The 22,236-nt window shown below is 64.4% G+C and carries 17 protein-coding genes; 3 read left to right on the forward strand and 14 right to left on the reverse strand.

Annotation, left to right across the window (positions count from 1 at the left end):
• Positions 1–60 precede the first annotated feature (60 nt).
• Complete coding sequence (locus GEV02_RS30880) at positions 61–966, reverse strand: LysR family transcriptional regulator (protein ID WP_456320533.1); 906 nt, start codon at positions 964–966, stop codon at positions 61–63.
• 98 nt (positions 967–1,064) lie between these two features.
• Here GEV02_RS30880 and GEV02_RS30885 point away from each other — a divergent pair, with 98 nt between their 5' ends.
• Complete coding sequence (locus GEV02_RS30885; RefSeq protein ID WP_152841636.1) at positions 1,065–2,081, forward strand: zinc-binding alcohol dehydrogenase family protein; 1,017 nt, start codon at positions 1,065–1,067, stop codon at positions 2,079–2,081.
• Here the strand turns inward: GEV02_RS30885 and GEV02_RS30890 are convergent.
• From GEV02_RS30890 to GEV02_RS33745, 10 genes are all read right to left on the reverse strand, one after another.
• Positions 2,078–2,614: a hypothetical protein gene (locus GEV02_RS30890; protein ID WP_152841637.1), complete on the reverse strand. Its 537-nt coding sequence runs from the start codon at positions 2,612–2,614 to the stop codon at positions 2,078–2,080. The genes GEV02_RS30885 and GEV02_RS30890 overlap by 4 nt on opposite strands.
• An 84-nt stretch (positions 2,615–2,698) precedes the next feature.
• The gene (gene alaC, locus GEV02_RS30895; protein WP_152841638.1) at positions 2,699–3,895 is read right to left on the reverse strand and encodes an alanine transaminase; all 1,197 of its coding nucleotides are present in this window, start codon (positions 3,893–3,895) and stop codon (positions 2,699–2,701) included.
• A 102-nt stretch (positions 3,896–3,997) separates the two neighbouring features.
• A complete protein-coding gene (locus GEV02_RS30900; protein WP_152841639.1) occupies positions 3,998–4,315 on the reverse strand; it encodes a hypothetical protein in 318 nt (105 codons plus the stop codon).
• A gap of 59 nt (positions 4,316–4,374) precedes the next feature.
• Positions 4,375–5,223: an EamA family transporter gene (locus tag GEV02_RS30905; protein ID WP_152841640.1), complete on the reverse strand. Its 849-nt coding sequence runs from the start codon at positions 5,221–5,223 to the stop codon at positions 4,375–4,377.
• 1 nt (position 5,224) lies between these two features.
• A complete protein-coding gene (locus GEV02_RS30910) occupies positions 5,225–8,662 on the reverse strand; it encodes a DUF748 domain-containing protein (RefSeq protein WP_152841641.1) in 3,438 nt (1,145 codons plus the stop codon).
• Positions 8,663–8,719: 57 nt separating this feature from the next.
• Positions 8,720–9,199, reverse strand: coding sequence for a hypothetical protein (locus tag GEV02_RS30915; protein ID WP_152841642.1), 480 nt, complete (start codon positions 9,197–9,199; stop codon positions 8,720–8,722).
• Between the two features lie 45 nt (positions 9,200–9,244).
• Positions 9,245–11,098, reverse strand: coding sequence for a protein translocase subunit SecD (gene secD, locus GEV02_RS30920; protein WP_152841643.1), 1,854 nt, complete (start codon positions 11,096–11,098; stop codon positions 9,245–9,247).
• A gap of 54 nt (positions 11,099–11,152) precedes the next feature.
• A complete protein-coding gene (locus tag GEV02_RS30925; protein WP_152841644.1) occupies positions 11,153–12,007 on the reverse strand; it encodes a hypothetical protein in 855 nt (284 codons plus the stop codon).
• Positions 12,008–12,055: 48 nt separating this feature from the next.
• Entirely contained in the window at positions 12,056–14,734 is a 2,679-nt protein-coding gene (locus GEV02_RS30930; protein ID WP_152841645.1) for a TonB-dependent receptor plug domain-containing protein, read from the reverse strand.
• 171 nt (positions 14,735–14,905) lie between these two features.
• Entirely contained in the window at positions 14,906–16,540 is a 1,635-nt protein-coding gene (locus GEV02_RS33745) for a methyl-accepting chemotaxis protein (protein ID WP_174999419.1), read from the reverse strand.
• 417 nt (positions 16,541–16,957) lie between these two features.
• On the opposite strand from GEV02_RS33745, the gene GEV02_RS30940 reads away from it, so the two are divergent.
• Entirely contained in the window at positions 16,958–17,806 is an 849-nt protein-coding gene (locus tag GEV02_RS30940; protein WP_174999420.1) for a TauD/TfdA family dioxygenase, read from the forward strand.
• Positions 17,807–17,868: 62 nt separating this feature from the next.
• Complete coding sequence (locus GEV02_RS30945; protein ID WP_152841671.1) at positions 17,869–19,176, forward strand: MFS transporter; 1,308 nt, start codon at positions 17,869–17,871, stop codon at positions 19,174–19,176.
• Here the strand turns inward: GEV02_RS30945 and GEV02_RS30950 are convergent.
• The 3 genes from GEV02_RS30950 to GEV02_RS30960 form a co-directional block, all read right to left on the reverse strand.
• Positions 19,173–20,072 (reverse strand): helix-turn-helix domain-containing protein, encoded by a 900-nt coding sequence (locus GEV02_RS30950; protein ID WP_152841647.1) that lies wholly within the window; start codon positions 20,070–20,072, stop codon positions 19,173–19,175. The genes GEV02_RS30945 and GEV02_RS30950 overlap by 4 nt on opposite strands.
• Positions 20,073–20,139: 67 nt before the next feature.
• Positions 20,140–21,345 (reverse strand): hypothetical protein, encoded by a 1,206-nt coding sequence (locus GEV02_RS30955; RefSeq protein ID WP_152841648.1) that lies wholly within the window; start codon positions 21,343–21,345, stop codon positions 20,140–20,142.
• A gap of 92 nt (positions 21,346–21,437) precedes the next feature.
• Positions 21,438–22,217, reverse strand: coding sequence for an alpha/beta hydrolase (locus tag GEV02_RS30960; protein ID WP_152841649.1), 780 nt, complete (start codon positions 22,215–22,217; stop codon positions 21,438–21,440).
• Positions 22,218–22,236 lie beyond the last annotated feature (19 nt).

The following is a 22,236-nucleotide window of genomic DNA, read 5'->3' on the forward strand; positions in this document are numbered from 1 at the left end:
TGGCTATGGTAAGCGCATTTGCCCCGACCGCAAACGGCGGCCTGGCGTTTTAATCAATCTCTAAGCGTGGGCCTGCTCGCATTGTGCGCGCAGGAAGTCGCGCAGTTGCAGTACTGTCGGCGTGATCTGCGCCCGGTGCATGCACAGCATATTCAACGGCGCCGGTTCGCCCAGTATGTCAGGCAACAGGATACGCAGGCGCCCGCTGCGGATATCGTCGGACACGTCCAGCCGAGATTTGTAGGCGATGCCCAGTCCCGCCACCGCCCAGCGCCGCACCACGTCGGCGTCGTCGGCGCTGCGGTTGCCGTTGACGTGCAGCGCCGCCGGCTCGGCGGCGGCGTCGCGGTAGAAACTCCAGCGGTCGTGAATCACCTCCTCCACCATGAAGCGCAGGCAGTTGTGGCGCAGCAGTTCGTCCAGCGCTTTCAACTTGCCGTGCTGGCGGATGTAGTCGGGCGACGCCACCAGCACGCGGCGATTGTCCGGCGCCAGCGGCAAGGCGACCAGGCTGGAATCTTCCTGCCGCCCGTAGCGTATGGCGATGTCGACCGGTTGCCGGTACATATCCGACACGCGGTCGCTGATGCCGAGCTGGAAGCCGACCTTGGGATACAGCGTCTGGAACTGGTCCAGCCAGCCGACCATCATATTGCGGCCCAGGTCCGACGGCATCGAAATCTTCAGCGTGCCGCCCAGCGTGGCCTGTCCCTGGATCAGCGCGTCATGCCCCTCCTTCAGCAGCCGCAGCGCTTCGCGGGCGTTACCCAGGTAGTGCTCGCCCACTTCAGTCAGCCGCAGCGAGCGCGTGGTGCGGGCGAACAGCCGCAAGCCCAGCTCGCCCTCCAGCCGCTTGACGGCGGCGCTGGCCAGCGCCGGCGAAATCTCCAGCTCGCGGGCGGCGGCCGACAGGCTGCCCCGGTCGGCGGTGCGGACAAAGACCGTCAAATCATCCAATCGCAGCACTATCTTCATTCCTTTGAAAGTGTTTCGTTATCCAGCCTCTTTTTCAGCCGTACGAAATAAATGATGATACGCCCATCGCCACTTATCCGGAACATTCCATGAAAGCCGTTGCCTACCGCAAGTCCCTCCCCATCACCCACGACGACGCGCTGATCGATATCGAGCTGCCGGCGCCGCAAGCGACCGGCCGCGACCTGCTGGTCGAGGTCAGGGCCATCTCGGTCAATCCGGTGGACGTGAAAATCCGCGCCAACATGGCACCAGCCGAAGGCGACAGCAAAGTCATCGGCTGGGATGCGGCCGGCATCGTCAAGGCCGTCGGCCCGGATGTCACGCTGTTCAAGCCGGGCGATGAAGTCTGGTACGCCGGCGCGCTGATGCGCCCGGGCACCAACAGCGAGCTGCACCTGGTGGACGAGCGCATCGTCGGCCACAAGCCGGCCAAGCTGGATTTCGCCCAGGCCGCCGCGCTGCCGCTGACCGCCATCACCGCGTGGGAACTGCTGTTCGAACGCCTGGGTGTGAGCCGCGACAAGGCCGCCACGCATGGACAGTCGCTGCTGGTGATCGGCGCGGCTGGCGGCGTCGGCTCCATCCTCGTGCAGCTGGCGCGCCAGTTGACCGGGCTGACCGTGATCGGCACCGCCTCGCGTGACGACACGGCAGCCTGGGTCAAGCAACTGGGCGCGCACCACGTCATCGACCACAGCAAGCCGCTGAACGAAGAGATCACCCGTCTCGGCCTGCCGCCGGTCAGCCACGTCGCCAGCCTGAACCAGACCGACCAGCACTGGAACGCCATCGCCGAACTGGTCGCGCCGCAAGGCAAGGTGGCGCTGATCGACGACCCGGCCGCCATCGACGTGCGCCTGCTCAAGCGCAAGAGCGTGTCGCTGCATTGGGAGTTCATGTTCACCCGCTCGATGTTCGAGACGGCGGACATGCAGAAGCAGCATCAGCTGCTGAACGATGTGGCGACGCTGGTGGACACCGGCGTCATCAAGACCACGCTGGCCGAACGCTACGGCAAGATCAACGCGGCCAACCTGAAGCGCGCGCACGCCCTCATCGAAAGCAACCGCGCCAAAGGCAAGCTGGTGCTGGAAGGGTTTTAAGCGGCGGGGGTTCCACCGTCGGCCGCGCGCTGTTCCATCTGGCGCATGCGCAGCAAGTCCAGCACCGCGTTGTCATGTTCGGCAAGCGCCGCCTGCATGGTGCTGGCCGAGACGCAGGAGGTTTCCAGGATCTGCAGGAACTGCGCCTGCCGCCGGCGCAGGCCAGCCGACTGGTAGCCCAGCTGCTCGAACATGCGGCCGACATCGATGCAGTAGCTGCGCAATTCCCACATGGTGTTCTTGGTGGCCTCGATATCGCCGCGCATGCTGAAGTCAACGTCGATCAGCTCAGTCTGCGCCGGCCCCTCCTTCGCGTACGAACGGATCGCCGGCAGCCACTGGTCGAACTTGCCGGAGATGCGTTTGATGCGGACGATCTTCTGGTCCAGCGTGCGGCAGTAATGCCAGCACAGCCAGCACACGGGCAGCCGCGCCAGCACGCGTGGCAGGCCGGCGGATTGCAAGGTGAGTTCGAGTTTCCTGACGGCGTCGAGCAACCGACGCGTGCTGTCGCTGACGGGCGAGGAAGACATGATGGACGCTCCTGAGGGATATCAGGAACACAGTAGCCGCCGCATCAAGCAAGGCGCTTGATGCGGCGTAAAGTCCACGCAGATTTATTCGGCTTTGCGCAACATGGCCTTGATGCCGCGGAGTCCCTGGCGGATGCGGGCTTCGTTCTCGATCAGCGCGAAGCGCACGTACTCATCGCCGTAGTCGCCGAAGCCGATGCCGGGCGACACGCACACCTTGGCCTCGGACAGCAGCAGCTTGGAAAACTCCAGCGAACCGAGATGACGATACGGCTCGGGGATGCGCGCCCAGATGTACATCGAAGCCTTGGGCTTGTCCACCGGCCAGCCCGCTTCGCACAAGCCTTTGTGCAGCACGTCGCGGCGGCTCTGGTACATGGCGCAGATCTCGCTCACGCAGCTCTGGTCGCCTTCCAGCGCGGCGATCGCCGCCACCTGCACCGGCGTGAAGCTGCCGTAGTCGTGGTAGCTCTTGATGCGCGCCAGCGCCGCCACCAGCTCCTTGTTGCCGACCATGAAGCCGATGCGCCAGCCCGCCATGTTGTAGCTCTTCGACATGGTGAAGAATTCCACCGCCACCTCGCGCGCGCCCGGCACCTGCATGATGGACGGCGCTTTCCAGCCGTCGAAGGTGATGTCGGCGTAGGCCAGGTCGTGCACCACCAGGATGTTGTGCTGCTTGGCCAGCGCCACCACGCGTTCGAAGAATTCCAGCTCCACGCACTGCGCGGTCGGATTGGACGGGAAGCCCAGTATCATCATCTTCGGTTTCGGATAGCTCTCGCGCACCGCGCGCTCCAGCTCGTCGAAGAAATCGACGCCGGGCGTCATGCGCACCGAACGGATATTGGCGCCGGCGATCACCGCGCCCCAGATGTGGATCGGATAGCTGGGATTGGGCACCAGCACCGTGTCGCCCTGGTCCAGCGTGGCCAGCATCAGGTGCGCCAGGCCTTCCTTGGAACCGATGGTGACGATGGCTTCCGAGTCGGGATCGAACTCGACTTCGTAGCGGTTCTTGTACCACTTGGTGATCGCCCGCCGCAGACGCGGGATGCCTTTGGATGCCGAGTAGCCATGCGTGTCGGGACGCTGCACGGTATCGACCAGCTTTTCGACGATGTGGGATGGCGTGGCGCCGTCAGGATTGCCCATCGACATATCGATGATGTCTTCGCCGCGACGGCGGGCCGCCAGCTTGAGCTCGGCGGTGACATTGAAAACGTAGGGAGGCAGGCGATCAATGCGCGAAAAGCTGCGCGGAGTTTGGGTGTCAGTCATGGATGTCTCACGTAAGCGCCCGGAACCGTCCGAGCGACGTCGATGCAATGTTGCATCGGCATCCATACTAGCCCAAGGTTTCGGCTTTTTGCAATAGCCTTTTTAAGCGCCGGCTTGTTTCTCCTGTTCGCTGAACCACTCGAACAGGATCAGGCCGACGATGGACGCGATCGGGAACAGGCACAGGCAAACGACCACCCACAGCGCAGGCGAACGGCCGAGGCGCTGCGCCGACATGCCGATGAAGATCAGGTGCACGATCAGGCTGACCGCGATGCCGACACCGGCCATGATCATCAGCGGCACCGAGTTCAGCGTGTATTTGTTCAGCGGCGGCAGGAAGGCGGCGACGCAGAAAATCCAGGCGATCAGCGAGACCGCTGCGGCGGCGATAGGTTGTTGTGCTGGGGCGGTTTGCATAGTGGTCTCCATCGATGAGCGGCTATGCTGCCACGAACTAGTCAGAAACGCAACACGCCTCAGCGCAGCGACGTCAGCGCCGAGGCCAGCACGATGCTGCTGATCGCCAGCCATTGCGTCAGCGTCAGGTGTTCGCCCAGCACCACCATGCCGGCCAGCGCGCTGAGCGCCGGGGCGCCGCTGCTGAACATGCTGAAGGTACGCGACGACAGCGTGCGCATCGACACCATCTCCAGCGTGTACGGCAAGGCGCTGGACATCACCGCAATCACCAGGCCGATCAGCAGATAGGTCGGCGTCAGCAAGGTCGCGCCCGCGTACCACGCGCCGATCGGCACGATGAACATCGACGCCGCCAGCATGCCCCACGCCACCGACTGCCCGCCATGCATCGCCGACACGCGCTTGCCGAACACGATGTACAAAGCCCAGCACACCGCCGCGCCGGCCGCGTACATGACGCCGACCGGGTCGAGCTGGCCGACTTCGCCGTGGATCGGCAACAGGAAATACAAGCCCACCACGGCCAGGCAGACGGCGGCGAAATCGCGCGGGCGGCGCGACGACAGCACCGCCACCGTCAACGGCCCGGCCACTTCGATCGCCACCGCGATGCCCAGCGGGATCAGGCTGAAGGAGCGGTAGATCAGCAGGTTCATCAAGCCGATCACGCTGCCGTAGATCGCCACGTTGCAGCCCTGCTTCCAGGTCAGCGGCGTGCGCCATGGGCGGAACACCAGCATCATCAGCACCGCCGAAATGCCGACGCGGTAAGCCGTCACGCCTTCCACGCCGATCAGCGGGAACAGGTGTTTGGCCACGGCCGCGCCGACGTTGATCGACAGCTGGCTGGTCAGCAGCGCCAGCCCGGCCAGCAGTGCGCTGCCGTGTTTTTTATCGTCCGTCATCTTATTTGGCCGACAGACCGAGCTTCAACGCAATCGGCTTGCCGGCGCTGGCGTCCACAGTTTCCGCTGCGGCGACACGCGCGGACGCAGGGTCTACGCCGTCATCTTTCAAGGCGGCGAGAATGGCGGCGGCTCGCTTGGCGCCCAGTTGCGGCAAGGCGTCCGCCGGCAACGGCTGGTTTTTCTCAAGGCGTTCCTGCAGCTTGGCGTAGAAGTCGCTGGCGTCCGCAACCTGCGGCTCGCCCTGCACCATCTTGCCCAGACGCTGCAGCATAGGCAGCTTCTTTTGCGCGGCGGCGTTGGCGTCGGCGGCGGCTGGAGCGGCGGACTCGGCGGCCTTCTTCTGCTTGTCCAGCTCGGCCGCGCCGAAGCGTTCTGCATACAGGTCGCGCATGGCGCCGCGTACCTTGCGCTGGCCGATGTCGAGCGGTCCCGGTTGCTCGCCGGCGGCCAGCTTGATGTCGGCACGCGCCAGCACCACGCGGCGCAGCGCTTGCGCGCGCAGGGCCGCGCCGTCGGACTCGACGCTGTACTGGCCGGGCACCGACAGTTTCAGCTGCGCCTTCTTCGCCAGGATCTGCGCCACCTGTTTCAATTTCTCGCGCTCCGGCGGCAGCACGACATCGCTGCCCGGATCGAAGTCGATGGACTCCAGCTTGTCGCCGCTGACGCCGAACAGACTGCCCAAGGCGCGGAATGGCGAGGTGACGATCTTGGTCATGATGTTGCCGATGGCCTTCCACACCACGCTGCCGTAGCTGAACTGCGGATCGTTCATATTGCCGGAGACCGGGACGCCGAGGTCGATGCGGCCGTCGCTGTCCTTCAGGATTGCCAGCGCCAGTTCCAGCGGCAGCTTGAGCGCGTCCGGGCTGTCGATGCGTTCGCCAAGGGTCAGCTTGTCGAGCACGATGTGGTTGTTGCCTTCCAGCTGGCCCTGGCGCACCTTGTACTCCAGGTCCAGCGAGATCTTGCCTTCGGCGATCTTGTAGCCGGCGAACTTCATGCTGTACGGCGAGGCCGAGACCATATCGACGTTCTTGAACACGACGTTGACGTCGGTGTTGTCGGCCGGGACGAAGGGGTTGAGCTTGCCGCGTATGCGCGCCAGGCCGAAGTCGTCGACGCGGCCATCCAGTTCGATCTGGCTGCTGGCGTCGCGACGCGACGACAGGCCTGTAATCACGCCGCCCAGCTCGTAAATTTTGGCGCTGAACTGCGGACGCAGACTGAGGTCGGTGAAGGCCAGCTTGGCATTCTCGACACGCACGCGGCGCACGCGCACGGGGAACGGTTCGGTCGCCGTTGCTGGCGCTGCGGCTGGTTTGGCTGCGGGTGCAGCATCGGCAGGCTGCTGCACCAGCAGGCGCTGGGCGTTGAAGCTGCGGTCGTTTTCAATGATGAGGGCCGCGTCCGGCTGGACCACGCGCAGTTCGGCCACGTCCAGCAGATCCGGGGACAGGCTGAAGGCCAGCTTGTCGGCACGCACCGTTTTCCAGTGGGCGAAGCGGCCGTTGTCTTCTTCGTTCAGCGTCAGCTCGGCCACTTCCAGTGAACCGTCGTAGCGCAGCGATGGATCGGCTTTGCCGCCGGCGCCGGTATGCAAATGTCCCTGGCCGGAAATGCTGCCGTCGGCGATCTTCAGCTTGACGTGCTTGGACAGCAAAGGCTGCACCGGCGCGATCGCCAGCTTGGTCAACTTGAGGTCGGTCTCGACGGCGCCAGTGGCAGGCACTACCTTGCCCTTGGCGACCAGCTGTCCACCTTCACGCATGCCGACGCTGCCGTCGAAAGCCAGCGGTTTCTTCAGGTCGGTGTTGGCGTCGGCCAGCTTGAGGTTGAAGTCTTGCAGGTTGACTTTGATGCCGGTGCTGGCGTCGTCGTAGCGGGCGCCGAATTTGTTGAACTCCACTGTCTTGACGTTGGCCGTCCACGGCGCGGCGGCTGGCGCGTCTTTCGCGGCCGGTTGCGCGGCGCTGCCACTGCCCGATTTCGGGAAGGTACTCAGGAACAGGAATTTGCCTTGTTTGTCGCGAGACAGGTCCAGCTGGCCGCCGTCCGCGTACAGGCGGCCCAGCTTGGCGCTATGCGCAGCCAGATCGATCTCGCCGCCATCGAAGCCCAGTTGCACCAGCTTCAACGGCGTCAACGCGCCGCTGCTCAGGACCAGATTGTCCAGCGAGAAGGCGGCGTCGGCGATGTTGAGCTTGAGGCCATCGGCAGCGGGTTCGGCTTGCAGTTGCAGGCGCAGTTTCAGTTTGTCCGCATTGAACTTCAGCGCGGGGCTGACGGTTTCGTCGACCGCAGCCACAGCGATTTCGTCGAACGCGAGTTGTTTGAGGTGGACTTTCCAGTTGCCGGCCGGAGCCGGTTTCGCGGCAGGTGCAGCGACAGGCGCCGGGGCCGGAGCCGACGCTGCGGCCGGCGCAGCAGGCACCATCAAGCCAGCCAGGTCAAGCTCACCCTTGGCATCGCGACGCACCGCCAGTGCACCGCCGCTGACATGCAGGCCGCCCACGTTCACCGTCCGCTTGAGCAAGTCCACGCCGACATCGCTGACATCGAACAGCTTCAGCTTGACGAAGGCCTCCGCCGCACCATCACGCTTGACCGCGAGATCGTTCAGCGCCAGGCCAGCTCCTGACAGGCCAGCATCCAGCTGCCCATCCTTGTAAGCGAATTTGTAAGGCAGCTTGGCCGACAAGCGGCCATCCACCACGGCCACCCGCGCAAACGACTTTAGATAAGCCGCCATGCCCGGCAAGGCCACATTCTCCAGCGTCAGCAAGCCGCTGCCCGCGATAGGATTGAGCGCCGACGTACCCTTCCAGCGCAACTTGCCGCCCAGCCCCGCATCGGCGCTCAGCGTGTAGTCGCCATTTTCGTCGGGCAGCGTGCTCAGGTTGTTCAGCGTGAACGCGATCGGCGCATAGGTATCGTTGTAGCCGGCATGACGGTCATGCATATCGACCTTGCCCTGCTCCAGCGCGAAATGCTCAATGACCAGGCGCGGCATGCCGCTATCGCTGTCATCATGCTTGCGCTTGTTCAGCGTCGCCACGAACTCCGCGATATTGAACTTGCCATCCGCCGCAATCGCCAGCTGCACCGATGGCGCCACGATGCGGATATCGGCAAAGCTCCAGGCGCGACGCAGCAGCGAGCGCCACTGCATCTCCACCTCCAGCGCGCCGACGCCAAACAGCGGCGCACCATTCGCCTCGGTCAGCTGGAACTGCTGCACCGCCAAGCGCAAGGTGAAGGGATTGAAACTGACTTCGCCGATGCTAGCCTTGCGCTCCAGCTCGGTCTCGACAAACTTTGGAAGCTGGCTTTTTATCAGCTGCGGCAACACCCAGGCACCCGCCAGCGCATACACGCCCACGGCGCCGGCCAAGCCCGCACCCCATCGCTTCCATCGTTTGTTCAATACCTGCAAACTATTCCCCTGAAGATTTCTATTCCACAGGCAACAGTATAGCAAGCACGACAACAATCAGTTGAATAGCGAGCAGTACTGTGTGTTGCTCTCGATATTCTGCCCCGGCGCGCCATCGGCCGCGATCACCTTCAGCCAGCCGTCCGGCTTGGACGGATTCGGCTTCTTGCCGCAGTTGGTGTGCACCCAATGAATGCCTACCCCGCCGTGCGTGTACAACTGGCCGCAGACCTCCACCTTGTCGTTGACGCGGATGCCGCTCAACGACGTCGGCACGGTGCGCTGGTTCGGCTCGAAGCCGCTGGCGAATACATTGTCGATAGCGACATCGTATTCCTTGCCATCCTGGTCGGCCTTCATCTTCAGATGCGTGTGCGACAGTTCCACGCCTTTGCGGAACTGGCCGTGCGCAAACTTCGGTCCCTTGACGACCACACCGGTGCGATAAGTGCCGGCCGATGCCGAGCACATGGCGGCTTCGTCTGCATGGGCGGCGAACGCCACCAGCAACGCACAGCCAAGCAATGCATGTTTCATATAAGCCTCCCGTGATGTGTGAGTGATCGCATTATCCACCACAATCTACTTGCCACGCCATACGGTGCCGATAGACAGCGACGCCAGTTTCTTGCGCCGGCCATACCAAAGATTAACCACGCCGCGCGAAACGAACACCGCCGAGAACATCGACGTCAGAATACCCAGGCAGTGCACCACAGCGAAGCCGCGTATCGCCCCCGAACCGAACACCCACAGCGCCACGCCGACGATCAAGGTGGTGATGTTGGAATCGAGGATGGTGGCCCACGCACGGTCGAAGCCGATGGCGATGGCCTGCTGCGGCGTGGCGCCGCCGCGCAGCTCCTCGCGTATGCGCTCGTTAATCAGCACGTTGGCATCGATCGCCATGCCCAGCGCCAGCGCAATCGCGGCGATGCCCGGCAAGGTCAGCGTCGCCTGCATCCGCGACAGCAGCGCCAGCAGCAACAACAGATTGCAGGCCAGCGCCAGCACGCTGAAGAAGCCGAACAACATGTAGTAGCCGATCATGAACACGGCAATCGCGGCAAAGCCGTACACGGTCGATGAGAAACCCTTGGCGATATTCTCCGCGCCCAGTTGCGGGCCGATGGTGCGTTCCTCGACGATTTCCATCGGCGCCGACAGCGCGCCGGAGCGCAGCATCAGCGCCAGGTCGGCCGCGTTCTGCGCGGTGCCGACGCCGGTGGTGCGGAAGTGGGCATTGAGCTCGCTGGTCAGCGTAGCCACCGAGATCACTTCCGGCTTGCCGGTTTTCTCGATCAGCACGATGGCCATGTGCTTGCCGACGCGGTCGCTGGTGGCGGCCGACATCTTGCGGCCGCCCACCGAGTTCAGGTCGATGAACACGGCCGGCTGGTTGTTCTCGTCCTGGCCGGCGGTGGCGCTGGTGATGTAGTCACCGGTCAGCACGACTTCCTTGTACAGCACGGCCGGCGCATCCCTGCCCACGGTGTACAGCTGCGAGCCCAGTGGAATCGCCGCGCCCATCTCGGTTCCGCGTGTAACGGTCTCGTCGACCATATGCACCTCCAGCGTCGCCGTGCGGCCGATGACGGCGCGGGCACGCGCCACGTCCTGCTCGCCGGGCAGCTGCACGACGATGCGGTCCGCACCCTGCTGCTGGATGATGGGCTCGGCCACGCCCAGCTCATTCACGCGCTTGGACAGCGTCGAGATATTCTGCGTGACGCCGTCGCTGATGGTCTGCTTCAACGCCTCCGGCTTCAGCGTGACGATGGTCTTCAGCTGCGCGCCATCGGCCGCATCGGCCAGCAGCAGCTCTGTGCCCTGCCCTGCGATCACGTCCCGGCCCTTGTTGCGCATGGCCTCGTCGCGGAAGCTGACTTCTATCGTGTCGCCGACGCGCACCATGCCGCTATACAGCACGGACTTGTCGCGCAAGGCGCTGCGCAGCGACGCTTGCACGCCTTGCAGCTTCTTGTCCAGCACGGCTTTGGTATCGACCTGCATCAGGAAGTGCACGCCGCCGCGCAAGTCCAGGCCCAGGTACATCGGCAGCGCGTGCAGGCTCTGCATCCATTGCGGCGTATCGGACAGCAGGTTCAGCGATACCAGATAGTTCGGATCGGAGGTATCGGCATTCAGGCTTTTTTCCAGCACCGACTTGGCGCGGAATTGTGTATCGGGATCGGCGAAGCGCGCGCGCACCGAGGCATGGGCGCTGTCATAGGCCACGCCGGAGGTCGGCACCTGCGCCTGCTTGAGCGCGCTCTCCACCTTGTCGACCAGCTCCGCACCGATGCGCACGCTGGTCTTGCCGCTGCTGATCTGCAGCGCCGGCGATTGTCCAAAATAATTGGGCGCGGTGTAAAGCGCGCCCAACAACAACGTGACCACAATCACGATGTACTTCCACAGCGGGTAACGATTCATCTCTTAATCACTTTTTAAGAATGGACCGACCTAAACTGTGGCTGCTTGAAACTTTTACAAGCCCGTCGCTGAACTATTTCTCGCGTCCACCGGCTGGCTGTATTTGCGGAACTGTTCGCGCATGTGGCGCAGCTTGGCCGCCAGATGGGCGTCCTGCATCACGTACAGGTCCAGACGCGCGGCGTAGTCGGGCGTCATCATCCAGCCGAAGGTTTCGGCCTTGTCTTCTTCCTGGCCGTAGCTCGAATACAGGCTGACCACGCCGGGCTTGGCATGGCCGACATCCTGCAGGTTCTTGCCGTAGAAGCTGGCGCCACCCTTGCCGTACGTGAGCCCGGCCGGATTCATCGCCAGCCATGCGGGATCGGCGTGGTAGTAGTCGTTGTGCTCGCGGTAGTCGATGAAGTGGTAGAACTCGTGATGCACGCGCATCTCCATGCCGGCCGGGCACAGCCTGGCGCTGTTGTCGGCGTAGGCCACGCTGTCCACCTCGGCCATCGGCATCGCCAGCCGGCGCTGGCCGGCCACCGCCAGCTCCTTCACCAGCACGATGTTGTGCAGGCGGACGTTGGCGAAGAAGGCGGACGGATAGCGCTCCATGCCAGGCAGCACCACGCTCAGCAAACGATGCAGGCGCTGGCGGTCGGGCTCGCTGTCGGTAAACGCTTCGGCGGTCGCGCCTTCGCTGTTCAGCTCCCACTGCGCGTTCAGGTTCAGCGCGGCCAGGCGGCGCGTGGCCGTCTCGCGCAATTGGGCCAGCGTGGCGTCGGCCGGCGCCACGCTTGGGTATTGCAGATCCCAGTGGCATTCGATGCGTAAGGCATCGTTGTTGTGATCGACAGGCGCGAGGGTGCTGCAGGCGGACAGCAGCAGCGCACTCAGCGCGCATAAAATTCTGTGACAGGACATGTGGAGACTCATGAAACGGCGCCGGCGCAAGGCCGGCGCCTGGGTTGATTACTTGAATTTGTAGCTGGCGGTCAGCTGCACGAAGCGGCCCAGCTGGCTGTGGTAAGACGTGCCGTAGCCTTGCAGATAGGCCAGCTGGCTGGCGTCCATCGGCGCTTCCTTGTTGGCCAGGTTCTGCACCGACAGCGACAGTTCCAGATTGCGCCAGCCCTTGTAGCGGACAAAGGCACTGGCCGTCAGCCACGAGTGGACATCGCAGTACTGCGGCGTCGCCGCTTCGAAGGAGCAAACCGCGTCAGGCGTGCTCTTGATCGAATAGCCGCCCACGTAGTTCCAGTTGAGGCTGGCGTCCCACGGGCCGCGATCCCAGGCCACGCCGGCGCGGCCGCGGTTCTTCGGCTGCAGGTAGTAGCCGACGTAGTCGACCGGATCCTCGCCCGGATTGCCGCTGCTCAGGTAGCTGTTCATGCGGTTGTAGCTGGCGCTCAGCGAGAAGCGGCCCCAGTCGCCGACGCTGAAGCTGCCGCGCGCATCGACATCGACGCCGCGCGTCTGCGTGGACGACAGGTTGGCGGTAATCAGGCTCAGGTGGTCGAGCTTGCCGCTGACCGGATTGCGCACGATGCGGTCGGCATACTTGGCCTCGTTGTCCAGCAGATAGCTGGCGCTGATGGTGGACAGCTCATCGCGGCGCTTGATGTGGTACGCATCCACCGACAGCGACCAGCCCGGCACCGGCTCGGCGACGAAACCTATCGTCACGCTCTTGGATTTTTCCGCCTGGATGTCGGGATTGGCGCCGGTGGTGAAGGCCACATAGCGTTCGCAATCGTCGTTGGTGGAGCTGAACACCGGGCAGCGCTTGGGATCGAGCACCTTGCTGTAGCCGTTGGTGTTCCCGGCGTGCAGCTCCGGCAGCGACGGCGCGCGGAAGCCTTCTGCATACGTGCTGCGCAAGGCCAGCTGCGGCAGCGGACGCCATTTGATGCCGGCCTTGGGCGTGAAGGCCGAGCCGAAATCGCTGTAGCGGTCGGAGCGCGCGGCCAGGCTCAACTCGACGGACTTGAGCACCGGCGCCGACAGCTCGCCATACGCTGCGGTGACGCTGCGCGAGCCGCTGGAACCGGTCATGCCGATCAGCTGGATGGAGCCATCGGTGAACAGCGGATCCGGCGTGGCGTCGAACTTCTCGCGGCGGTACTCGGCGCCGACCGCGATCGACAACGCGCCGCCCGGCAGCGTGTACAGCTCGCGGTTGCCGTGCAGGTCGATGCTGCTGGTGCTGGTGTCGGCGTGGTTGTCCAGCTGCGGATACAGGCGGCCCATCAGCCCGGCATCATTTTTGGCCGGCTGATGCAGCAGGAAGCTGTTGCGCACCAGGCCGTTCGCATCGAGCACGTCGTTAATCAGCACCTTGTCCTGAATGTAGCCGCGATAGCTGGTGTCGGTCAGCGAGCGCGAGAACATGGCCGCGCCTTCCACATCCCACTTGCCCAGCGTGCCGCGCGCGCCCAGCGTGGCGCGCATGTTGCGGCTCTCGCTGTTGATGGTGGTGGGAATATCGTTGAACACATAGCGCACGCCGACCGTCTTGCCCCACTGGTTTTGCGGATGGTCGGCCGGCAGCAGCAGGTAGCTGATGGTGGTGCCGGGCGCGTTGCCGTACAAGCCGAACTTGTCGACCAGGTCGTTCGTGTAGGCGCCGTAGGAATTGGTGGCGTAGCTGTACATGCCGGACGCCTGGCGGCTGCGGCTGAGCGCGGCGTCGCCGAACATTTCCCAGCCCTGTCCCAGGTCGTAGGTCAGCGCGCTGTAGACGTTGTCGCGCTGGCTCTTCGATTGCAGCGTGACGGCGGTGGTGTTGTCGTTGACGCAGCGGCCGTTCAGCGGCGAGCCCGCATCCACCAGCGGCGGGCAATCGCCGATGATGCCGAGGAAGCTGCCGCCGGTGGTGCCGGACGCGGTGTAGGCGTTGCTGGAGAAGGAGGAACGGCGGTCGGTCAGGCCGAAGCGGCGGAAGTCGGAGTCCCTGGTGCGCGGGCGGGCGTTGACCAGCACCGGGCTGCTGTCGCGGTGGGACAGGCTCAGCAGCCAGTTGTAGCCGTCCTGCGCCAGCGTGCCCTTGCCGTAGGTGAGGCCGATGGCGCCGGTGTTGCCGTCGTGGTAGGCCGAGGTGCCGGCCGAGGCCGTCACGCCCAGGCCCTCGTAGTTCTTGCGCAGGATGATGTTGATCACGCCGCCGATGGCGTCGGCGCCGTAGATGGCCGAGGCGCCGTCCAGCAGCACTTCGATGCGGTCGATGGCGTCGACCGGGATGGCGTTGGTGTCGACAAACGAGGCCGAGCCGAAACCGAACGGCGCCACGCGGCGGCCGTTAATCAGGGTCAGCGTCGCGCCCGCGCCGAGGCCGCGCAGCGATATGCCGGACGAGCCGAAAGCCTGGCCGGGCGTGCCCTCGCTGGTGTAGCCGCCGGCATTGCCGGACGGCAGATCGCGCAGCACGTCGGTGACGGTGGCCGCGCCCGAGCGGGCGATCTGCTCGGCCGTGATAAGCTGCACGGCCGACGCGGTTTCGGCATCGACGCGCTTGATGCGCGAGCCGGTGATCTCCACGCGCGGCGGCGCGCCGGCGTTAGTGTCAGCGCTGCTCTCGGCAGCGGCGTACAAGGGTGCGGCGCCGGCGCACAACAGCGCGACGGCACGAACGATAGGGCGAATTTGCGACATGAACACTCCGTTGTGTGACAGTTTGATGAATTCCCTGAAACTGTCTGGAGTGTGTTGGGTCGCCGTGCCGAGGTCACGGACAGAACTGCTGTTTTTGTACTATCCGGCTCGCATTCCCATGCCGCAGTGCAAACTGTGGGATGCAGGCCACGCCATCGCCGGCGGACGGCGCTACCGCGCCGCGCCGCTCAACGCCGGCCACGGCTGACCACGCGGCGCGCGCAGCGCCGGCGCGTTTGCGCGGCTGCCATCCTTCAACTGGAACACGCTGACCAGCTGCGACAGCGTGGCCGCCTGCTCCTGCAAACCCTGCGCGGCGGACGCCGCCTGCTGCACCAGTTCGGCATTCTGCTGGGTCACGGTATCCATCTGCGAAATAGCCTGGTTGACCTGCTCGATGCCGGAACTCTGCTCGCGGCTGGCGTGGCTGATTTCCGCCATCACGCCGGCCATGCTCTGCACGCTTTCCAGCACTTCGTTCATGGTCGCGCCGGCCTCGGCCACCAGCTTGCTGCCGATTTCCACCTGGCCGACCGATTCGCCGATCAACTCCTTGATCTCCTTGGCCGACGCGGCCGAGCGCTGCGCCAGGTTGCGCACCTCGGTCGCCACCACCGCGAAGCCCCGTCCCTGCTCGCCCGCGCGGGCCGCCTCGACGGCCGCGTTCAGCGCCAGGATATTGGTCTGGAAAGCGATGCCGTCCATGACGGCGATGATGTCGGCGATCTTGCGCGATGACGTGTTGATCGCGCCCATGGTATCGACCACCTGCGCCACCACCGCGCTGCCCTTTTGCGCCACACTGGCGGCGTCGGTGGCCAGCTGCTTGGCCTGGGCCGAGTTGTCGGCGTTGTGGCGCACGGTCGAGGTCAGTTCCTCCATCGACGCGGCGGTCTCTTCCAGCGAACTGGCCTGCTGCTCGGTGCGCGAGGACAGGTCCAGGTTGCCGGCGGCGATCTGGCCCGAGGCGCTGGCGATGACGCCGGTCGCGCCGCGCACTTCGCCGACGATCTTCTCCAGGTTGTCGCGCATGGTGCGCATGCCGAACAGCAGGCTGCTGCTGTCGCCGGCCCGCGTCTCGACGGTGACGCCGAGGTCGCCGGCGGCGATCTGGCTGACGATGCCGGTGGCGTAGTCCGGCTCGCCGCCCAGGCTGCGCGTCAGCCAGCGCGTAATCAACAGCGCGCCGACGGCGCCGAACGCCACGCTGCCGGCCATCAGCACCAGTATCCACAGCCGCGACGAGGTATAACGGCGGTCGCCCTCGACCGCCTCCTGCTTGCCGCCGTCGGTGTAGAAATCGACCAGCTGGTCGACCTGGCCGCGCAGGGCCACGATCAGCTTGTTCGACTCGCCGCGGATCAGCGCCCTGGCCTGGTCGTCGTCCTTGGCGCGGGCGGCGGCGCGGATCTTGGCGTCTTCCTGCATGTAGCGGCCCCACAGCTCGACGAAATTGGCGTACTTGGCGCGCTCCTCGTCGGAGACGGCCAGCGCCGTGTAGTCATCCTGCATTTTCTTCAAGTCTTCCAGGTCCTTGGCGATCACCTGGTCGTACTTGTCCATGTCCGCCGCGCTGGACGAAATGATGTATTGCAGCTCCCGCGTGCGGATGCGCGCGATCTGCGATTTGATGTCCTCGATCACCCGGATGCTGGGCATCCAGCGCGCCGAAAAACGCTTGGCCGTATTATTAACCTGGGAAAGTTCCCAAATTGAAAACACCCCCACGAGCACGGTCATGGCTAATACAGACGAGAATGCCAAGCCCAGTTTTTGCGCCAGGCGCAGGGAATTAAACCATTTCATAATGCTAGTCCTTCGACGTTTAATTTGATAGTAACTTCGACAATACGGCTCGGGTCAGCATCGAATAATAGCGCATCGTACGCCCACGCATGGAATGGCATTTATTTCCTGTAGGATATTCACAACACCTTGTTTCTAAAGCATTTTCACAATAACACCAGATGAAATTTTAGTTTCCAAATCACATTAAATACAACAGTTCAATACGTTTTGCGGCATTAGAATGTGCGCACTCCACGCCCCATTTCGTCTTAAACAAAAGGAACTATTATGTCTACGTCACTAAATAAAAGTGAGAATGTCACTATTTGCGTTTCTGATATATCATGGGGAGATGATTTAAATAACATATATAAAATTATCAGCCGCCGATTTAATGACTTTAATGAAAACGGTTTTTACGCCCACCCGGAGGAAGTGACGCTGCGTGCCGAGCTGGGCGAAGTCGGCGCGCTGCGCCGGCTGACGCGGCAGCTGCGCGCAACGGGCAGCAACGGCGTCGCCCTGACCGGCCTCGGATTGCACGGCTTGAGCGAAGACCGCCGCAACGCCGCGCTGTACGCGATCACGCTAATGCTGGGCTACCCCACCTCCACCGACCAGCGTACCGGCCGCGTGGCCTGGGACGTCAAGGCGCGGCCGGGCGCGCACAGCGACGCCCGCTTCACCACCTTTTCCGAGCGCGTCGGCAGCGCCGACATGCACACCGATTCCTCGTTCTATCCGATGCCGGAAGAGCAGTTCATCCTGTACGTGGTGCAGGCGGCCGACTGCCAGGGCGGCCACTCGCTGCTGATCGACGGCGAAGACATTTACCAGACGCTGCAGCAAACAGCGGCCGGCCGCGACGCCTACGAGCTGCTGCGCAGCACGCCGGTGCCGTTCCGCGTGCCGGCCGTGTACGCGGCCGGCGACACCGCCATCGAGCATCACGTGGCGCGCGTGTTCGATGCGCCGCGCCGCGACGGCGACCGCTTCACGCTGCGCTGGCGTTACGACGCCATCCAGAAAGGCCTGGCCGTGCGGGCCGACCTGAGTTCGCCCGCGCTGGTGGACGCGCTGGCGTTGATGAACGAGGTGGCCGAGCACAGCGCGCCGCGCTTCAAGCAGCAGCTGGCCACCGACACCCTGCTGTGGGCCGACAACCACCGCATGCTGCACGGCCGCACCACCTACGAGGATGAGCGCCGCCACCTGATCCGCATCCGCATGTCCGACGTGCCCAACGCCGAGCGCATCGGCCCATCCGGCGTGGTGCGCGATTGAGCGCGGTGGACGCCTGCGCCACAACGGAGACCGGCCTGCCGCCGGCCGAACGCACGTGGGCCATGCTGTCGCTGATGACCGGCGTGGCGCTGGCCTCGCTGGACACGGCGATCGCCAACACCGCGCTGCCGGCCATGGCGCAGCAGCTGCATGCGACGCCGGCGACGTCGGTGTGGATCGTCAACGCCTATCAGCTGGCAATGGTGGCGACGCTGCTGCCGCTGGCCGCGCTGGGCGAGATCGCCGGCTACCGCCGCGTCGCCCTCTGCGGACTGGCATTGTTCACAGTCGCCTCGCTGGCCTGCGCGCTGGCGTGGTCGCTGCCGGCGCTGGTGGCGGCGCGGTTGCTGCAAGGCCTGGGCGCCAGCGCCATGATGGCCGTCAGCACCGCGCTGATACGCGCCATCTACCCGCCCGAGCGCCAGGGCCAGGGCTTCGGCACCAACGCGCTGGTGGTCGCGGTGGCCTTCGCGGTGGGGCCGACGGTGGCTTCGGTGATCCTGTCCGTATCGTCGTGGCCGTGGCTGTTCGCGATCAACGTGCCGCTGGGCGTGCTGGCGCTGGCCGCGGCCTGGCGGGCGCTGCCGCACACGGGACGCGCGGCGCATAAGCTGGACTTGCCGGCGGCGCTGTACAACGTCGGCGCCTTCGGCCTGCTGATCCTGGCGCTGGGCGAGGCCGCGCATGGCGCCGCGCCGGCGCGGCTGCCGTTCGAACTCGGCGCCGCCGCGCTGTGCTGGGTGCTGTTGCTGCGTCGCCAGCGCGGCCACGCGGCGCCGCTGTTTCCGGTGGACCTGTTCTGCCAGCCGATGTTCGCGCTGTCGGCGCTGACGGCCTTCTGTACCTTCGCGGTGCAGGGCCTGGCCTTCGTCTCGCTGCCGTTTTTCTTCGAGCACACGCTGGGCCGCTCGCCGATCGATACCGGCTTCCTGATGACGCCGTGGCCGGCGCTGGTCGCGGTGATGGGGCCGGTGGCCGGCAGGCTGAGCGACCGCTACGCCGCCGGCGCGCTGGGCGGCATCGGCCTGGTGGTGCTGTGCGTCGGCGCGCTGCTGCTGGCGACGCTGCCGGCGCACGCCACGGCCTTCGACATCGGCTGGCGCATGGCCTTGTGCGGGCTGGGTTTCGGCTTCTTCCAGGCGCCCAACATGAAGGCCATCATGGGCAGCGCGCCGCGTGCGCGGGCCGGCAGCGCCAGCGGCATCGTCGCCACCGCGCGCCTGAGCGGCCAGGCCACCGGCGCGGCGCTGGTGGCGTTCTGCTTCACGCTGTCCGACACGCAGGGCCCGGCCTATGCGCTGGCGACGGCGGCCGGCTTCGCCGCAGTGGGCGCGGTGGTGAGTTTTTCGCGCCAGTTGCTGAAGACCTAGTTGCCGCGCAACTGGCGGAACCTGGCCGGCGGCGTGCCGAAGTGGCGGCTGAAGGTGCGCGACAAATGGCTGGCGTCGTGGAAGCCGCAGGCTTCGGCGATGTCGCCCATCGGCCGGCCGCCGGCCAGCAGCATGGTGCGCGCCTGTTCCAGCCGCATCTTCATCAGATAGCGGTGCGGCGGCAGGCCCAGCGCCAGATGGAACTCGCGCGAGAAATGCGCCTCGCTCATGCCGCACAGCGCCGCCAGGTCGCGGTTGCTGACGCCGGTCGCCAGGTTGCTGCCCATGTGGGTCAGCACGCGGCGCAGGCGTCCGCCGCCCAGGGTGCTGGACTGCGGCGCCGCCGCCGGACGGCTGTAGTGCTCCAGCAGATAGCTCAGCAGCGCCACCATCATGCCGTCGCAATACTGCGATTGCAGCGGCCCGGCCAGCGCGTCGGCGTTGAGCATGCGGCGCACCAGCTCCATCACGTGACGGTCCGAGGTGAACTGCTGGGCGCCCAGGCTCAGCGGCGTTTCGCGCTGCGCGTTCAGGTTGTCGATCAGCGTGGCGGGCACAAACAGGTTGACGATGTCGCAGCTGCTCAGGCGGCTCCACTGGCTGGAACCGCTGGGCGGGCAGATGCGGAAACGCTCGGCCGCGATCACCCCGCCCCACACCGGCTGGCCGTGCAGCCAGATGCGCGCGTCGACCGGTTCCAGCATGATGGCGATGCGGTAATCGTTGGGGTGGGAGCTGATGGTCTGGATCATCGAGTCCGGCTGGTTGCTGGTCCAGCGCACGATGGAGGCCTTGGAGCTGGGCAAGGGGCCGATGCAGGTGTGCAACGGCGTATGCACGCCGCTGCGCAGGAACCAGTCTTTCAACACTTCGGTATTGTCTATCGCGGTACCCATGGGCTCGTCCAGGCTTATGGCGGAGAAGCGATTATCGAGCGCGGATACTGCGGTGTCAAATCATCAATTATTCAGGTTTGGCCCAGTCCCTGTCCAATTCGGTTAACTCTGGTGCAGCGGAACTGCGGGGCAATCGAATTGGATGGACGCCAGGAAACTCCCGCAGGCCGCGCGCAGCAAGATTATCGACCGCTTCATAATTCACACCGTTGAGGTGGTTGGCAGGTGCTGTGAGCGCATCCAGCGACAATTCTTCCCGCCCTTCGGCAAACCGGAACAGCCGCTGCGTTTCAGCAAAGGAGAACGGACCGATCGTGGAGTCGTCATGCTGAATGATCCACCAGCGTGAAATGACAGCATCGGGAATCGCCAGAAAAACCACCTCTTCCCCGGTGACGTCGGTGCTCACCGAAGCGCCGACGGTCGCGGTAGGCATCTCACCCAGTTCATACACGAACGTACAAGAGTAAATTTCTCTGGCGTTCGGCCCGGAGTTGCTCCGCCTGACGAACTGCATCATCCATCTGGGAATCCGCCCTTCCGGAGCGAGCTCCTGGGATTGGGCCCCCTTGGCTGCGTTAATGGCCACCTTCAGGTCGGTCGAGGTCGATGGCGTCTCCATATTGTGGCCGTGAAACCACGGGCGAAACCGATCCGCATCCGCATTCGCATAATTGCGCGGTTTGAAACCTCCAGCCTCAGCAATGATCCATGGCGCACGAGAGTCGCCCCGAAAGAGCCGCGTGCCCGGCGCCTTGGTGTATCTTCTTAAACCACTGCCGGGGAAAAGGCACGGGTCATAGCAATCTGGATAAATGTCTGTTGGCGTCGCCAAGGTCACTGTGCCGGCAACCGTGCCGACCATTTGCGTTATTTTCGCGCTGGCTAGTCGAGAATATGTAGCGCAGACATAACACCATGCCACCTTCCAATACAGTTGAGCAATGGCTGCCTCGCGCCACCCGGTAATCGGCAGACAGCCCTCTCTCCTGCTTCGCTGCCATCCGGCACACGCGACAAGCAGCGTCTCGGTCATCGCTTCTACCCCGGCAGGTAACAGCTGCGTGGACGGCCACGCAAGCCTCAAGGCGTCAACGGCCGTATCGATAGGGCCGAGTCCATCCAGCTTCCGATGCGCGCCGAAGCGTTGTGACATGCCTCTCCAGCCATTCAGCAACTCCACCATCCCGGCATTCGCTAAATTCACGAGCGTGCCATATGGTTGTCGCCGAGCGATCTGGATCGGAGGATTGATGTGTTCGGCAGAAATCATCTTGCATCCTTTACGCCAACTCGTTCACTGTTTGATGAATGTAGTCAGTAAGTGCAAAAAATGCAATTCAATATTGCAGTATGACGATCGGATCAATTGGCGGGATTGTGCATCCAGGATGACATCAGGTCGACCACTTCCTTCTCCTGTCCGATGAAGCCGTGGTGGTGGTAGCTCTCGCAAGGGTCGCCTATTGGGTTGGCACCGCCGCTGACCATCACCAGTTTCTTGACCGGGGTGTTTTTCAGGCCCTTCATGATCCAGTCCACTTCGTAGGGGCGGCAGATCGCGCAGGCGTCATTCGCGTGGTGCAGCACCAGCACCGGCAGCTTGAGCGCGGCCAGGTTCTGCGTCGGCACCGCGCCCTCTTTCTTGAAGGCCGTCACGCTGGAGGTCAGCACCAGGCCGGCGATGCCGGGATCGTCCACGCTGCCGATGGCGACGTAGGTGGCCGACACCGTGCCGCGGCTGGTGCCGACCAGCCAGATCGGCGCCGGGCTTTGGGTGCGCACAAAGTCCAGCGCGGCGCGCACGTCGGCCAGGTGTTTGGGGTTGACGCGGTCGCTGTAGTCGAGCGCGGGGGTGTCGCTGGGCAGGCCGAAGATGGCGACGTTGTAGCCGTCGGCCAGGAACAGCGCGACGCTGCGGGCCAGGAAGTTGTGGCTGGTGGGTTTGCCGTCGACCACCTTGCCGTAGCCGCCGTTACCGCCGGTGAACAGGAACACCGTGGCCTTGGCGCCCTCCTGCGCTTCCCAGTAGACGCTGGCTTCCACGCCGGGACGGGTTGGGATGCGGAAGGTCTGGCCGTCGGCCCAGGCGTGGCTGCCGCCGAGGGTGAGCATCAACGCCATGCACCAGCAAAGTATTCTCATGGTCTACTCCTGAAAAACT

It is taken from the genome of Rugamonas aquatica (genome assembly GCF_009380215.1).
Taxonomy (GTDB): domain Bacteria; phylum Pseudomonadota; class Gammaproteobacteria; order Burkholderiales; family Burkholderiaceae_D; genus Rugamonas; species Rugamonas aquatica_B.

Excerpts from the sequence above, each read along its gene's own strand:
- GEV02_RS30925 (WP_152841644.1), bottom strand. The coding sequence starts at position 12,007 with ATGTCCTGTCACAGAATTTTATGCGCGCTGAGTGCGCTGCTGCTGTCC.
- alaC (WP_152841638.1), bottom strand. The coding sequence starts at position 3,895 with ATGACTGACACCCAAACTCCGCGCAGCTTTTCGCGCATTGATCGCCTG.
- GEV02_RS30955 (WP_152841648.1), bottom strand. The coding sequence starts at position 21,345 with ATGATTTCTGCCGAACACATCAATCCTCCGATCCAGATCGCTCGGCGA.
- GEV02_RS30915 (WP_152841642.1), bottom strand. The coding sequence starts at position 9,199 with ATGAAACATGCATTGCTTGGCTGTGCGTTGCTGGTGGCGTTCGCCGCC.
- GEV02_RS30945 (WP_152841671.1), top strand. The coding sequence starts at position 17,869 with ATGCTGTCGCTGATGACCGGCGTGGCGCTGGCCTCGCTGGACACGGCG.
- secD (WP_152841643.1), bottom strand. The coding sequence starts at position 11,098 with ATGAATCGTTACCCGCTGTGGAAGTACATCGTGATTGTGGTCACGTTG.
- GEV02_RS30905 (WP_152841640.1), bottom strand. The coding sequence starts at position 5,223 with ATGACGGACGATAAAAAACACGGCAGCGCACTGCTGGCCGGGCTGGCG.
- GEV02_RS30960 (WP_152841649.1), bottom strand. The coding sequence starts at position 22,217 with ATGAGAATACTTTGCTGGTGCATGGCGTTGATGCTCACCCTCGGCGGC.
- GEV02_RS30885 (WP_152841636.1), top strand. The coding sequence starts at position 1,065 with ATGAAAGCCGTTGCCTACCGCAAGTCCCTCCCCATCACCCACGACGAC.
- GEV02_RS30900 (WP_152841639.1), bottom strand. The coding sequence starts at position 4,315 with ATGCAAACCGCCCCAGCACAACAACCTATCGCCGCCGCAGCGGTCTCG.
- GEV02_RS30950 (WP_152841647.1), bottom strand. The coding sequence starts at position 20,072 with ATGGGTACCGCGATAGACAATACCGAAGTGTTGAAAGACTGGTTCCTG.
- GEV02_RS33745 (WP_174999419.1), bottom strand. The coding sequence starts at position 16,540 with ATGAAATGGTTTAATTCCCTGCGCCTGGCGCAAAAACTGGGCTTGGCA.
- GEV02_RS30890 (WP_152841637.1), bottom strand. The coding sequence starts at position 2,614 with ATGTCTTCCTCGCCCGTCAGCGACAGCACGCGTCGGTTGCTCGACGCC.
- GEV02_RS30930 (WP_152841645.1), bottom strand. The coding sequence starts at position 14,734 with ATGTCGCAAATTCGCCCTATCGTTCGTGCCGTCGCGCTGTTGTGCGCC.